Origin of the sequence: Acinetobacter sp. CS-2 (assembly GCF_016599715.1) — a bacterium.
GTDB lineage: Bacteria > Pseudomonadota > Gammaproteobacteria > Pseudomonadales > Moraxellaceae > Acinetobacter.
On sequence record NZ_CP067019.1, the window covers coordinates 2,167,018 to 2,180,960 of the forward strand.

Below are 13,943 nucleotides of genomic sequence, written 5' to 3' on the forward strand. Positions count from 1 at the left end.
CAATCACTCAAAATCATGCCATTATGTGACACAAGCAGATTCACAATAATTTATATTTTTTAGAGTACGTAGCAGATGATGGAAATGACGCGTAAACATCTACTTTGCCTAACCATTTTGGCCGCTTTAAGCCCGGTATTAGCCACGCAATCCTATGCTCAATTACATCTGGAGATTGCTAAGGCACCTGAAGAAGCGCCAAAAATTGCCATTATTCCATTTAATAATGATCAAAGTATTTACCCAATCGTCGAAAATGACCTGAACCGTTCCGGTAAATTTTCCAGCGCTTCCAAAAATCTTCCTGCCACTGCAAGCATGAATAATCCGAATACAGAAGCATGGAAAGCTGCCGGTGTGCCTTATGTGGTAACCGGTACGGTAAAAACTACTGATAATGGCAGTTTTGAAGTTCATTATCAGCTCTATGACATAGAAAAACAGCAATACCTGTTAAATGAATTATTGACTGTACCGGCTTCGCGTATCCGTCAAGCTGGTCATATGATCAGTGATGCCATTTACCAGGCATTGACCGGTATTCCAGGTGATTTCAGCGGTCGTATCGCCTATGTACTGCGTAACCCAGCAACACCGGAACAACGCTATACCCTACAAATTGCCGATACCGATGGTGAGCAGCCGAGAACCATTCTGACTTCCCGTGATCCTATCCTGTCACCGGCCTGGACCCCAGACGCAAAAAAAATTGCTTACGTTTCATTTGAAACCAAACGTCCGGCCATTTATGTACAGGACTTGGCTACAGGAAACCGTGAAAAACTGGCCAGCTTCCGTGGACTGAATGGTGCGCCAAGTTTCTCACCGGATGGCAAGAGCATGCTATTTACAGCTTCCATGCATGGCAATCCTGAAATCTATCAAATGAACCTGGATACACGTGAACTACAGCGCATGACCAATGACAGTGCCATTGATACCGAAGCACGTTATGCTCCAGACGGTAAATCTTTTATTTTCACCTCTGACCGCGGTGGTTCAGCACAGATTTATAGCTATAATTTTGCCAATAGCACAAGTAAGCGTCTGACCTTCCGTGGCGCATTTAATGCCCGTGGTACCTTAAGTGCAGATGGCAAAAAAATTGCTCTGGTTCATCGTCCAAGTGGTAGCAACTATAAAGTGGCCATCCAGGACATCAACACCGGTATTACTAACATTCTTACCCCGACCAGTCTGGATGAGTCACCAAGTTTCTCTCCAAATGGTCAAATGGTGGTCTATGCAACCCGTGAAGGAAACCGTGGTTTATTGTCTATCATGTCACTGGATGGTCGTTTCCGCATGAACCTGCCAAGTGAACAAGGTGAAGTACGCGAACCAGCTTGGGCCCCTAAATAACAATACAAGCGAATTAATTTTATTAATCTAAAGCAATGATAATCATGGAGATAAAGATGAAAGTAGTTCAATTATTGGTACTTCCTGTTCTGGCTACAGCATTGGTGATGACAGGTTGTGCCAGCCGCAAGCCTGCTGCTGAAATTCAGGCAGGACAAAATCCGAGCGGGGCCACTACCGTCAGTACTGAAGGTTTAAGTGAAGATGCAGCCTTAAATGCACAAAACCTGGCAGGTGCGTCATCTAAAGGTGTGACTGCTGCGAACAAAGCATTCCTAGCCAAGCGTGTGGTTCACTTTGACTATGACAGCAGTGAACTTTCAAATGAGGACTATCAAACCCTTCAGGCACATGCCCAGTTTCTTGTAGCCAATGCCAACTCAAAAGTTGCTTTGACCGGTCATACCGATGAACGTGGTACCCGTGAATACAACATGGCCTTGGGTGAACGTCGTGCCAAGGCAGTAGAAAGTTTCTTGCTGACTAACGGTGTAGCTGCAACCCAGTTGGAAGCCGTAAGCTATGGCAAGGAAATGCCGGTTAATCCAGGTCATGACGAAAATGCATGGAAAGAAAACCGCCGCGTAGAAATCAACTACGAAGCCGTTCCGCCTTTATTAAAATAAGGGTTACCATAAAAAAAGCGCTCAATTTGAGCGCTTTTTTTAAGCTTTCTCAGATGCCTGAGATGCTTCTTGCGGATGCTGCATGGATTCAATCAGATCATGCTTGTTGAATTTTTTGTATTCAGGTTTAGCTTCATATGCTTTCCACGCCTCTTTCACTTTTTCGGCAGAAATATCATCTAAACTCATAGCTTCATTTGGCGTTGGAGTCGCATCAAACTTTTGCGTTGTCATAATTATGCTCCTATCACGTTTTCCATAACCTATAGAACTCAACATAGCATTTTCCACAGAACTTACAAGAGTAAAATCGCGACAAATAGCAGAGTTTAATTGTTCTTTTGCCACGTTCTCATCTAAAATAGCTGCCCATATTCATTTGATAATTTTTTATCATTTTCTAATTGGAGCTTTCCTGTCATGTCATACCTCACCCTTTCCCAATATTTACAACAACAAAACGGGAATCTTACACCTGAATTGGCTCAAGTTATTGAAACAATTGGCAATACATGTAAAGACATCGATCAATTATTGCAAAAAGGTGCTTTGGCTGGTGTTTTAGGGAGTGCACAACACGAAAACGTTCAGGGTGAAGAACAAAAGAAACTTGATGTAATTTCAAATGATTATTTAATTAATGCTTTAAAAGTTCATCCACATGTGGGTGGCCTAGCTTCTGAAGAATTAGACGAATTCACTCCTGCACAAGAAAACGGCAAGTATCTGGTATTGTTTGACCCATTGGATGGTTCCAGCAATATCGATATCAACATGTGTGTCGGGACCATTTTCTCTATTTTGCCTGCTAAAAATGCAGTGACTAAAGCTGAGGACTTTATGCAAGCCGGCACAAACCAGGCTGCTGCAGGTTACGTGCTTTATGGCCCATCCACCATGATGGCGCTAACTGTAGGTGCCGGGGTGGTATTCTTTACTTTCGACCCTGAAAGCAAAGAATTTTTAATGACTTCTGAAAATATTCAGGTTGCTGCCGATACCAAAGAATATGCCATCAACGCATCGAATCAACGTCACTGGGAAGCACCGGTAAAACGTTATATTGATGAATTGCTTGCAGGCAAAACAGGCCCGCGTGAAAAAGACTTTAACATGCGTTGGGTGGCGTGTATGGTGGGTGATATTCACCGTATTCTTTGCCGTAGCGGTATTTTTATGTATCCATATGACACTAAAGATCCGAAAAAAGCCGGTCGTCTACGTTTAATGTATGAAGCAAACCCAATGAGTATGCTGATGGAACAGGCAGGTGGTGCATCTACCACTGGTCGTGTACGTATTCTGGACATCCAGCCGACTGAACTTCACCAACGTGTACCTGTAGTGATTGGTTCTAAAAATGAAGTTGACCTCGTAACTGGCTATCATAATTAATTTTTCTTATAGCGGAAGTAAGTCCTCATAACTTGCTTCCGTGGATTTATTCTCCCATGCCGACTATTTTTCTAGAATCAAAAGATAATCCCAAAATTAAACACTTGCGTGGCTTAATTGAGCAGAATTCATATCGCAAAAAACAAGGTCAAACCGTACTTGAAGGCACCCATTTGTGTCTGGCCTGGTTAGCTGAAGATAGAAAAATCAAATCTATTTTTACCACCGAACAGGCTTTAAGCCATCCTGATTTTGACCGTATTGCCGAGCAATACCAAGGTGCAGTCTTTGTCATTGGTGAATCCCTGTATAAAGATTTAAGTACGCTGGGCACCACACTGGCTTGTCTTGCCATCGTCGATTTACCCACTTCCCGTCATGCTTTAGATTTCACGGCAGACACCTTAATTCTGGAAAATATTCAGGACCCTGGCAATGTCGGTACTTTACTCCGCTCCGCTGCTGCTGCCGGTATTCGACAAATTGTCTGCACCAAAGGTTCAGCTTCGCTTTGGTCACCACGAGTACTGCGTGCCGGAATGGGTGCACATTTCTCCTTGCATACTTATGAAAATGTGACACTGGAAGATATTTTGTCTCAATTCAAGATTCCGGTATATGTAACCAGTTCACATGAATCAGAAAGCTTGTATACGAAAGATTTGACCCAATCCTGTGTCTGGATTTTAGGCAACGAAGGTCAAGGGGTTTCTGAGTACGCCCTTGCACATGCACAAGCCGTTTCCATACCCCAGCCCGGCGGACAAGAATCCCTGAATGTTGCTATTGCGGGTTCAGTCTGTTTCTTCGAAATGGTTCGTCAGCGTTTATAAACTGATCTTTCGTTACTTTATTTTAAACATCACTGATGGATGTTAAAAAATAGACTACACTAGAAAAATAATATTATTTTTGTCAACCAAACCATTATTTTCAACGTTATATAACTATGAAATTGGAAATAATGGTGGGTATCCAATGACAGGATTTTCCATCTCTATGGATTCAGCACCAAAACAGTCTCAGTCAGAAAATTTAAGTACTCTGAAGAGTACGGCTGAACAACGCCTGAAGACTTTTATGCAGGATGTGACTGGACGTGCCTTGGTCATGATGGAAAGTGCGACTCAAGGTCAACAAGGTATCGCGATGGATTTGGTACAGGAAGCATTTATTTCCTTGCACAAAGCTTATGCTGATAAATCGACTGATGAATGGTATCCCCTGTTTTACACCATCTTAAACCATAAACTGCAAGACTGGCGCAGAAAAGAAGCTCGTCGGGTGCAACCTTTTTCTTTTTTCAAGAAAGTCAGTCTGGATGATGACGATCTTGAGTTAAATGATATTGTCGATGAGACTACTCCTAGTCCATTCGATTTTCTTAATCAAGCCGTGACTGCCGAAGAAATCAAAGAAGCCATCGCTCAGCTTCCTGTTCGCCAGCAGCAAGCTTTTATGCTTCGTGCTTGGGAAGGTTTTGATACACACACAACTGCACAAATCATGCAGTGCAGTGAAGGGAGTGTAAAAACCCATTATCACCGTGCTATTCAAGGCCTCAAAGCTTCTTTAGCACATTTGAATCCATATCGTGGAGGGTCATCCGAATGAAACAAGATGATTTCTTAAAACAAGTTACTTCCAAACTCGATGGGCTCGCACAACATCACAAAGCCAAACCCGTGGTGATGAATCATGTCATTGAAGAAATTCAAGCACGAGAAACATCCCGTTATGGGCTTTGGAAAATGTCAGGTTTTGCTCTTGCCGCCGCAATTGCAGGATTCGTGGTATTGCCAAACTCCTTTGAAATGTCAGAAAAACCGCAAAATCAAGTGGTAGTGACCCCAAAACTATCTCCTCAAATGGTTGAAGATTTGGAAATGTTAATGGTTTTAGGTGAGGATAAGGTTCCACATGGCAGCTAAAAAATTAGCCTTTGCTTTTTGTGCACTCGGATTTTTACAAACCAGTTTTGCTGGTTTCGAACGTTTTTGGATTTTTTCCAAAGATGCTGATACACAAGTTGCAGAAACCTGGGAAACATTATCCGATAGTGAACAACGTGCACTCATTCAACGTTACCAATCGCTCAAAGAATTACCCGAAGCACAAGGCACTACTTTACAGCAGCGTATGGATTGGTTTACTCAACTTCCAGAACAAGAAAAACAGAAAATGCGTGAAACCTGGCAGAAAATGAGCAGCCAAGAACGTAAAGAATTGGGTATTCGTATGCAAAAAGCGACACCTGAAGAGCGCCCGCTCATTCGCGAAGAATATATCAGTAAATATTTCCCACAAACGACTAAAAATCATTAATTATTTGATTATATTTAAAAAATTAAAATCAAAAAAGCCGCTGAAGTCAGCGGCTTTTTTATTATTTCATTCGATAACGTCGATATAAAGTTAAACCTAGAATAGCAAATACACCATATACTCCAAATGACCCACCACCACTCGATGATGAATTGGTATTTTTGGCAGTGTTGTTCAGATAAATAGTGGCAGTATTTGATCCCAATCCCTCAGCATCATATATTTTATAAGTCACCGGATAATCGAATTGACTGAGATTATTCTTAACTGCAAAATGCAATTTTCCACCATAACATATATTACTGGCATCAGTACCCGGACAAGGACCCTGGCGTTCTGCCGTCATAGTCAACCCAGCTGGTAACTTCTCAATTTGGATTGGAATCTCTTGACCTTGTTTATTTTGATAAAATGCTGGTTTTGCTACAGGTAAAGTAGAGGTTAGACCATCACCATCATCATGGTCATTTTCTAGAGGATTAACCGTTACTTCTAAATTAGAGCTTGAACTAATAGAATAAATATCATCCTTTGCAACAGGAGTAATATTTACAAAGCTTGCCTGTAAAATACCTGAAGACTGCTTGGCTTCACCACCCTTTTCTTTAAGCGTGTATTTACAATAGGCATAATCAGCAGTATTAAGCAATTCACCACTTGTACGATAGATCATGATCTGTTTGAAATCTGCATTCCATTCGCATTTTAAGTCATCTAGTTCACCTTTTAGCACAGCATTACCATCGGTTACGGTGAGTGTACCAATGCCATAAGGCTCAACCTCAACAGTATAGTTATCGGCATTTAAACTCTTGATGCGATAATCTTCACCTGATGTATCACTTACCCGCTCTTCTGCTGGAATCGCCAGTACAAATGGGTCAAAATAAATAGCACGGTATTTTTGGTGCTGCTTGGTATATTTCAACAGATTTTCGTATTGAGCTAATTCCTCTTTGAAATCATTGATTCCGGTTGAGTTTTTAACTCCTTCGTCAATTAATGCCTTAAGTTCATCAATATTGGACTGATAAAATTCCAGTAAACTAATAATCGAGCTATTTTTTAAATCTGTAATATCTATAGCGGATAAATTCATACGTTCAACCGAACCGATATCGCAACTATTCTTTTTGCTTGGTTCAAGTTGTAAAACCGTATCTAAAAAACGGCTTAAACCGCGTTGATCATAATCACTACAACCTGAACGATTAACATCAATTAAATCTGCCGCACTTTGATTATCTCTTGGATAATATAAAGGCAAGAACATATTATAGGCTGATGATTCCGTCATCTTAGACAGTAAGCTAGAAAAACTGGTGCTAGAGACATCTAAATTTTTCGAACTTTCAACCGTGGACTCTAAAGTAATTTCAGGTAACACACATTGATCTGTTCCTGATGCCAAGTTCAAGGCATTATTGCTTGCAACAAAAATCATTTTTTCACTCGGAACACCATTATCCGAGTTATAACGACAGGATTTATCCGAATTATTAAAAGCCAGAATATTGAATGCGAAAACTTTGCTGCCCGATTGATCATATAAAAAGGTGCTGTATGCTGAATTTTCTACGATCGTATTACTAATGGCGGTTAAAGTTGAATAAGGACTAAAACGATCTAAACCGTCAGTCACTGCCCGTAAAATACTACCGCCACTTGAGTTTGCTATATTTTGTGCAATCGTATTCGCAGATAAATTTACCTTTGCAACACCACAAAAATCTAATGCACTCGCACTGGCGATTGAACCATTCTGAATAATACTGCTTTGAGCAATGGTCACCGCAGGTTTGGTATCTCCCAGATTGCCGTAACAGTCCATTGCAATAACACTGCCTTTATTGGCCTGATTCCCTTGAATTAAGCTGTTACTTATCTTGACTTCTTTTTCAATATCTTGCGCAATATTATAAATTGCACCCCCTGCAATATCCGCCTTCGAGTTTAGAATTGCACCCTTATTGAAGCTTAAAGCTCCACCGAGTAATAATGCCCCGCCCCGACCATTTTCAGCATAACCTTTTTCAAGTTGAATATCATTTAGCGTTAGACTGGTTTCACTAATACTGGTATTAAAAATTCTTGAACGATTTTCACCGCTAATAATAGTTTTGATCTGTTCAAATGCAGGATATTTTTGCGTCAGTTTATCTTTTTCATCATAGTTAAAACGTGAAACGCCACTAATCACCAAAGCCGATTCCGGCACGAGTTCTGAACTTAATTTATATGTACCGGCATCTAATTGAATTTTATCTGCTACACCATTAAGCGTATTTCCAGCTGTACACCCCCCATAACCTATATTTTTTTTCGCAGTAATGATTGCTTCACGCAATGAACATGCATTACTGTTTTCACCATTTTCGTCTGCAAACGTCGTGACCTTAATGGTTTTATCCTCCGCTGCCATTAATGACATAGCAGATAAAACCATAATGCAGAGCAATCCTTTTTTATAATTGTGCATTACTTTTTTCCTACTTTTTTATTTCTTATAATGACGCAGACCAATCAGACCTAATAAAGCCAATAAATTCAACAGCCCAAATGCACCACCTGATGTTTTGACGCTCTTGCTATCCATAGCATTACTTTGCTCTTGCACCATATTTGCACTAAGCACCAGATATTTTTTATTTTCATTAAAACGCGTAGAAGATGTAACGACACGCAGTTCAAAAATATCTGCACCGCGCCAACTACCATTTGGCGTGTAAACCAAATTACCATCAATATCTAAAGTCAGTGAACCTTTGCTCTCCGTTAAGGTTTGATCAACATATACACAGCCATCTTGCCATTGTTCACCATTGGGATGTTTGCCCAATAGCGCTTCACATTTTTCTTTCGGATATAAGTCACTGTCACCCAAGTATTGCAAGATATTGATTTTCGCTATTTCACCTACTTTTAAGTCCTGACCAATACGTGCAATGGTCGTGGGTACAATAATCTCAATAGCACCGCGGTCACACCAGCTGTTATCAGTGGTTCTGCTCTTATCGCGCTGATCTAATCCTTCACAGATCACCTGAACATGCTCAGTATCCGAATCGACTCGCCCTTTATTTAAAATGAGCGTGTCAAACATGTTATTTGCGCTAAGTAAAATACGTGGCCGTATATATCCTAAAAAAGTATCTTTTGCTGTTGCATAAGGACAAAGTAAGGCTTCTTGGTCTGCAATGAGTGATTTACAACTGCCCTCGCTACTGTCTCCTGCAAAAAGTTTATTACCAGTCCAAAATTCATTCGGATAATTGGCATCACCACTTCTACATTCAGAAGTAACCAAGTTATTTTGCAAAATACTTTTATCATCACTACTAAATTGGCAATTATTATTTGTTCCATTTGGATTACCAATCAAAATACTGTTAGCCATATAGCCTTGAGCATTTGGTGCTTCAAACTGCACACCTGCAGTATTTGCAACAATAGTCAGATTATTTAAGCCTATTCCATCCCGAATATTAACAACATAGCCTGTATTATTCACAAAGGTACTGTTGGTAATCATATTTATCTTAGAAGGAAAGGTCAGTTTAGAGGGATCTAGAATATTCTTTTCACTAAAAATGTTGGCAGTGCCCGAAGTGGTTTTATTATTTTTAAAAACAACATTCGTGATGGTGAAATTTGGACGTTGACTGTATAAAATACCACCACTCATCGCTTCGTTATTTTCAATCAGACTGTTGCTAATCGATACACGGCTACTATATACATCGGCATCGGTATTCTCACCTACATTATAAATAGCTCCTCCTAAACGCGCTATTCCTCCCGTGAGTTTTACATATTTTAAGACCAAGTTTTCATTATTATATAAAATACCGCCGCGATCAGCACAGACACTCTTTTGACAACCTTCAAAACTGACTTCTTGTATGTTTACTATAATGCGTTCTTTGGCATTATCATCAATATTAAAAACCTGATCTTGGCCTGTCATACGAATAATGGCGTTATTTAAACCGGCAACAGCTGTGTCACTAACATTGGTTTCATAATAAGTTTTCAAATTAAGTGCTGATGTAATATTAATTTTACTTGTCAGCGTATAGACTTTTAATTTATCTAGCAGAATAGTCGAGGTAGAGTTTTCTCCTCCACAGCCATAAAAACCTTCTTTCGGCAACCCCAAATTAACGTATTCTATTGCTTCACGTAATGAGCATTCCTTGTCATCTTTTTTAGTATCTTCAGTCGTATTTACGATAATATCTGCACTATAAGCATGTCCTGCAAAGCATAACATCCCTATACCTATGCTCCGCTTGAGCATATTACTCTCCTTATATTCTTTAATTTTTTTTATTCTTTAGTTGCAATATCCCTGCAACATCGAATTATTTTCCTGTACTTTGTCACAGCTTGAGTAATTACTCAAGATTTTTTATTTTTTACCGATATTCATCGATTAAAGCATAAATTTGTCTTAAATTCGCATGACTAATCTTAGTTTTCTCACCTTTTAATAGCTGAATAAGCTGTTCCAAAGTTTGCAGTAAAACCGAAGTCTGATGAGGCCCATGAGCCAATAAATAATCAATAATCTGCTGGTCAATATGAATTCCCCGACGCGATAACACCGAGTTCACCAATGCATAACGGTCAGCATATAAACTCCCTGAGGGTACCTTGACACTGACTGCCTGAGTCAGGCGGGACTGTAAATCCGGAAGTTCAAGTTTCAATTCAATCGGGGCCATACGGGAAGAAAAAACCAGCTGTCCACCACCTTCATTATTGTAATTAATTAAATGAAAAACTGCTTTTTGCCAATGTGGAACACCGCTGATCGCTTCGATATCATCCAGTGCAACCAGATCATATTGATCTAATGAGCTAATCGCTTCAGTCGGTGCATCCAGCAATTCAAGCAGTGAAACCTGAATTGCAGACTTGCCAATTTCCAGATAGGAATCACAAATAGCAGAAAGCAAATGACTCTTGCCAGATCCTGCACCACCATAGACATAAAAGCGGTTCATTAAACCGGCATGGAGTTGTCGAACTGCATCGATCACATGCCCCCATCCCGGCCCAGAAAAATCGCTAATTCTGGCGTCCAGTTGAGGTTCAATATCGAGTTGCAGTTGACGCATATATGAGTTTTAACCTTAAGGTTCTTTATTATCTATCGATTCAATCTTACTCGATTTTTCAGTCTCTTGCAGATTTTTTGCAGGATGATTTTTGACTTCAATATCAATATCAATCTGTTCGCTTTCAATTGAAACCGACCCTATATCAGTGTTCTCTATCACCACTTGAGGGTGCCCGTAAACACGGCTCTTTTCATAATACTCTCGTGCATGACGTAGCAGTACGACAATGACGGCGGCTACAGGCAAGGCAATCAGCATTCCCAAGAAACCTGCAAGCTGGGCACCTGCCAATACTGCAAACACTACAGCAACTGGTGATAAACCAATTTTATCACCTAACAGGAAAGGTTGCAGAATATAACCTTCTACCATCTGCCCCACCATGAAAACTACAACCACCAAGGCAAGATGGGTCCAGTCCAGACCAAATTGAAATAGTGTGGCGATTACGGCGGCAATGATTCCCACAGCAAAACCCAGATAAGGAATAATACTGGCCAGACCTGCAATCATGCCGATAATCAGACCGACTTCAAGCCCGATCATTTGCAAACCCACTGCATAGACCACGCCCAGCAAAAACATCACCAAAAATTGACCTTTAACAAAAGCACCTAAAACACTGTGACATTCACTGACAATATTCAAAGTTGCCTTTTCATAAGGACGCGGAATCAATCTACGGAAACTGTCCAGCATGCGCTCCCAATCCAGCAGGAAATAGAAAGCAATAATTGGAATTAATATTATTGTTCCACCAATTTGAATAAAATTCAGACCAGACTGGGCAACCTTCAGCACGACCGCCTGAATACTGTCTGCACTGTAATTGGTTTGAATGTAATCCATAATGGCCGAGGACATCTGCTCGGTGTCTATTTCCATCGGCACCAGATTAAATGTATGCGACAACCACGGCAGGAAAGTATAGTTCACCCAGTGCATACCTGCGGGAATACTGGTTTTGGCATACATTAGCTGTTTCCAGACCAGTGGAACCAGATACCACATTGCCCAAGTCAATACGACCCCAATCCCTATAAACACCACACTAATTGACACCCAGCGCGGTAAACCGATACGATGTAACTTATCTACTAAAGGACTAAACAGATAGGCAATTAAAAATGCCCCGATGAAAGGTAATACTACCGGTTTAAGCAGATACACAACCCAAAGGATAAATGCGATTGCTGCAAGTATAAAAATGCGTCGTGAAGTGCGATCGACCATAGAAACTCGCCTTTTTTCGGTTTATTTGTTCTAGACAGTAAAATATTTTAATAAAGATAGCATTTTAGCGCATAAATAACATAAGAGTTTCGTATATTCGGGTATAATCGCGGCGCGAATGCGGAGACTTCATTATGAGCAACTCAACTTCCCCTAACACTGGTTTAAGCTATAAAGATGCGGGTGTCGACATTGAAGCGGGCGACTTACTCGTCGATCGTATCAAATCTGTCGCAAAACGTACTTCTCGTCCTGAAGTCATGGGCGGACTAGGCGGCTTTGGCGCACTTTGTAAAATCCCTAAAGGTTATGAAGAACCTGTTCTCGTATCTGGCACAGATGGTGTTGGTACAAAATTACGTTTGGCATTGAATTTGAACCGTCATGACACGATTGGTCAGGACCTGGTAGCAATGTGTGTCAACGATCTTCTTGTATGTGGTGCAGAACCATTATTCTTCCTCGATTACTATGCAACAGGTCACTTGAATGTTGATGTTGCAGCAAATGTAGTAACAGGTATTGGTGCGGGTTGTGAGCTTGCGGGCTGTGCACTTGTAGGCGGTGAAACTGCTGAAATGCCAGGCATGTATGAAGGCGAAGACTATGACCTTGCTGGTTTCTGCGTAGGTGTAGTTGAGCAAAGCAAAATTATTGATGGCTCTAAAGTTAAAGCGGGTGATGTTTTAGTGGGTGTTGCATCTTCAGGTGCACATTCAAATGGTTACTCTCTTCTTCGTAAAATTCTAGACGTGAAAAATGTTGACCTCACTCAAATTGTTGACGGTCGTCCACTTGCAGATGCTGCAATGGAACCAACACGTATTTATGTGAAGCCAATTCTTGAATTGCTTAAACAGGTTGATGTTCACGCGATGGCACACATCACGGGTGGCGGTTTGCCAGGTAACTTACCTCGCGTACTTCCAAATGGTGCTCAAGCAGTGATTAATGAATCTTCTTGGCAATGGCCGGAACTGTTCAAACTTCTTCAAAAAGAAGGTGGTGTTGAACAATTTGAAATGTACCGCACATTCAACTGTGGCGTAGGTATGGTACTTGCTGTTGATGCAGCAGATGCTGACAAAACTGTTGAGTTGCTAAACCAGCTTGGCGAAAAAGCATGGACCATGGGTCATATCGTCGACAATGCTGAATCTGTTGAAGGTGCAGACGAAAAAATCCGTGTAGTTTTTGCATAAGTACTTCGCATGATTAAAATTGCTGTCCTTGTTTCAGGGAGTGGAAGTAACCTGCAGGCCCTGATTGATGCCAATCTCTCAGGTCAAATTGTCGGGGTCATTTCCAACAAACCTGAAGCATATGCTTTAGAACGTGCTGCAAAAGCGGGCATTCAAACTGCCGTTATTGAACACAAGCAATATCCTAACCGTGAAGCCTTTGATGATGTCATGCATCAGCAATTGCTTGATTGGGATGTTGATCTGGTCGTGCTTGCAGGCTTTATGCGCATCCTGAGTGCCAAATTTGTCAAAGCATGGGAAGGGAAAATGCTCAACATTCACCCTTCCCTGCTGCCGTACTACAAAGGCATGCATACCCATCAACGTGTACTTAACACCGGTGATGTACTACATGGCTGTACGGTTCACTATGTCACTGCCGAACTGGATGCAGGTCAGGCTTTGGCCCAAGGCGTGTTGAAAGTGAATCTGCATGACAACGTTAGCAGTCTTGCCAACCGTGTGCATGTACTTGAACATGTCATTTACCCGCAAGTGGTGGAATGGATCTGTAATGGAACCATTCAGCATACTGAACAGGGTATATTGTATCGAGGTCAGACAATGAAAGAGCCGGTACAATTCTGCAAGTTTTAAAGAATATTAACGCATAAAAAAACGCATCCTCGGAT

Annotated in this window: 14 protein-coding genes; 9 read left to right on the forward strand and 5 right to left on the reverse strand. The window is 41.0% G+C overall.

The genetic code is table 11. From position 1 onward, the window contains the following. The first annotated feature begins 78 nt into the window (after positions 1-78). Entirely contained in the window at positions 79-1,362 is a 1,284-nt protein-coding gene (gene tolB / locus JFY49_RS10705; protein WP_180042297.1) for a Tol-Pal system beta propeller repeat protein TolB, read from the forward strand. 56 nt (positions 1,363-1,418) lie between these two features. Then, positions 1,419-1,988: a peptidoglycan-associated lipoprotein Pal gene (pal, locus tag JFY49_RS10710; RefSeq protein WP_200222825.1), complete on the forward strand. Its 570-nt coding sequence runs from the start codon at positions 1,419-1,421 to the stop codon at positions 1,986-1,988. A 39-nt stretch (positions 1,989-2,027) separates the two neighbouring features. On the opposite strand, the gene JFY49_RS10715 is transcribed toward pal, so the two are convergent. Continuing rightward, positions 2,028-2,222, reverse strand: coding sequence for an NF038105 family protein (locus JFY49_RS10715; protein WP_086196183.1), 195 nt, complete (start codon positions 2,220-2,222; stop codon positions 2,028-2,030). A 186-nt stretch (positions 2,223-2,408) separates the two neighbouring features. Between JFY49_RS10715 and JFY49_RS10720 the strand changes: the two genes are divergently transcribed. The 5 genes from JFY49_RS10720 (at position 2,409) to JFY49_RS10740 (ending at position 5,708) form a co-directional block, all read left to right on the forward strand. Further along, positions 2,409-3,383, forward strand: coding sequence for a class 1 fructose-bisphosphatase (locus JFY49_RS10720; RefSeq protein WP_166167271.1), 975 nt, complete (start codon positions 2,409-2,411; stop codon positions 3,381-3,383). Between the two features lie 56 nt (positions 3,384-3,439). Beyond that, a complete protein-coding gene (locus JFY49_RS10725; protein WP_166167274.1) occupies positions 3,440-4,216 on the forward strand; it encodes a TrmH family RNA methyltransferase in 777 nt (258 codons plus the stop codon). Between the two features lie 166 nt (positions 4,217-4,382). Continuing rightward, a complete protein-coding gene (locus JFY49_RS10730) occupies positions 4,383-4,997 on the forward strand; it encodes an RNA polymerase sigma factor (RefSeq protein ID WP_086196186.1) in 615 nt (204 codons plus the stop codon). Continuing rightward, complete coding sequence (locus JFY49_RS10735) at positions 4,994-5,314, forward strand: hypothetical protein (RefSeq protein WP_086196187.1); 321 nt, start codon at positions 4,994-4,996, stop codon at positions 5,312-5,314. Before JFY49_RS10730 ends, JFY49_RS10735 begins: the two co-directional genes overlap by 4 nt. Continuing rightward, positions 5,304-5,708, forward strand: a complete 405-nt coding sequence (locus JFY49_RS10740) for a DUF3106 domain-containing protein (protein ID WP_086196188.1) — start codon at positions 5,304-5,306, stop codon at positions 5,706-5,708. The genes JFY49_RS10735 and JFY49_RS10740 overlap by 11 nt, the downstream gene beginning before the upstream one ends. A gap of 61 nt (positions 5,709-5,769) precedes the next feature. On the opposite strand, the gene JFY49_RS10745 is transcribed toward JFY49_RS10740, so the two are convergent. The 4 genes from JFY49_RS10745 to cxpE all read right to left on the reverse strand — a co-directional run bounded on the left by JFY49_RS10745 (position 5,770) and on the right by cxpE (position 12,067). Further along, positions 5,770-8,187, reverse strand: coding sequence for a CSLREA domain-containing protein (locus JFY49_RS10745; protein WP_200222826.1), 2,418 nt, complete (start codon positions 8,185-8,187; stop codon positions 5,770-5,772). Between the two features lie 18 nt (positions 8,188-8,205). Beyond that, positions 8,206-10,008 carry a rhombotarget A gene (gene rbtA / locus JFY49_RS10750; RefSeq protein ID WP_200222827.1) on the reverse strand — a complete coding sequence of 601 codons (1,803 nt, stop codon included), beginning with the start codon at positions 10,006-10,008 and terminating at the stop codon, positions 8,206-8,208. A 118-nt stretch (positions 10,009-10,126) separates the two neighbouring features. Beyond that, entirely contained in the window at positions 10,127-10,831 is a 705-nt protein-coding gene (gene hda, locus JFY49_RS10755; RefSeq protein WP_086196191.1) for a DnaA regulatory inactivator Hda, read from the reverse strand. Positions 10,832-10,846: 15 nt separating this feature from the next. After that, positions 10,847-12,067 (reverse strand): chloramphenicol efflux transporter CxpE, encoded by a 1,221-nt coding sequence (cxpE, locus tag JFY49_RS10760; RefSeq protein ID WP_200222828.1) that lies wholly within the window; start codon positions 12,065-12,067, stop codon positions 10,847-10,849. 134 nt (positions 12,068-12,201) lie between these two features. Between cxpE and purM the strand changes: the two genes are divergently transcribed. Next, on the forward strand, positions 12,202-13,269 hold the full coding sequence (gene purM, locus JFY49_RS10765) for a phosphoribosylformylglycinamidine cyclo-ligase (protein WP_086196193.1): 1,068 nt from the start codon (positions 12,202-12,204) through the stop codon (positions 13,267-13,269). A 9-nt stretch (positions 13,270-13,278) separates the two neighbouring features. Next, positions 13,279-13,908 carry a phosphoribosylglycinamide formyltransferase gene (purN, locus tag JFY49_RS10770; protein WP_180042193.1) on the forward strand — a complete coding sequence of 210 codons (630 nt, stop codon included), beginning with the start codon at positions 13,279-13,281 and terminating at the stop codon, positions 13,906-13,908. Positions 13,909-13,943: the final 35 nt, after the last annotated feature.

Bases quoted from the DNA above. Each gene is read 5' to 3' on its own strand.
- tolB (WP_180042297.1), top strand. From the start codon at position 79: ATGGAAATGACGCGTAAACATCTACTTTGCCTAACCATTTTGGCCGCT.
- pal (WP_200222825.1), top strand. From the start codon at position 1,419: ATGAAAGTAGTTCAATTATTGGTACTTCCTGTTCTGGCTACAGCATTG.
- JFY49_RS10715 (WP_086196183.1), bottom strand. From the start codon at position 2,222: ATGACAACGCAAAAGTTTGATGCGACTCCAACGCCAAATGAAGCTATG.
- JFY49_RS10720 (WP_166167271.1), top strand. From the start codon at position 2,409: ATGTCATACCTCACCCTTTCCCAATATTTACAACAACAAAACGGGAAT.
- JFY49_RS10725 (WP_166167274.1), top strand. From the start codon at position 3,440: ATGCCGACTATTTTTCTAGAATCAAAAGATAATCCCAAAATTAAACAC.
- JFY49_RS10730 (WP_086196186.1), top strand. From the start codon at position 4,383: ATGGATTCAGCACCAAAACAGTCTCAGTCAGAAAATTTAAGTACTCTG.
- JFY49_RS10735 (WP_086196187.1), top strand. From the start codon at position 4,994: ATGAAACAAGATGATTTCTTAAAACAAGTTACTTCCAAACTCGATGGG.
- JFY49_RS10740 (WP_086196188.1), top strand. From the start codon at position 5,304: ATGGCAGCTAAAAAATTAGCCTTTGCTTTTTGTGCACTCGGATTTTTA.
- JFY49_RS10745 (WP_200222826.1), bottom strand. From the start codon at position 8,187: ATGCACAATTATAAAAAAGGATTGCTCTGCATTATGGTTTTATCTGCT.
- rbtA (WP_200222827.1), bottom strand. From the start codon at position 10,008: ATGCTCAAGCGGAGCATAGGTATAGGGATGTTATGCTTTGCAGGACAT.
- hda (WP_086196191.1), bottom strand. From the start codon at position 10,831: ATGCGTCAACTGCAACTCGATATTGAACCTCAACTGGACGCCAGAATT.
- cxpE (WP_200222828.1), bottom strand. From the start codon at position 12,067: ATGGTCGATCGCACTTCACGACGCATTTTTATACTTGCAGCAATCGCA.
- purM (WP_086196193.1), top strand. From the start codon at position 12,202: ATGAGCAACTCAACTTCCCCTAACACTGGTTTAAGCTATAAAGATGCG.
- purN (WP_180042193.1), top strand. From the start codon at position 13,279: ATGATTAAAATTGCTGTCCTTGTTTCAGGGAGTGGAAGTAACCTGCAG.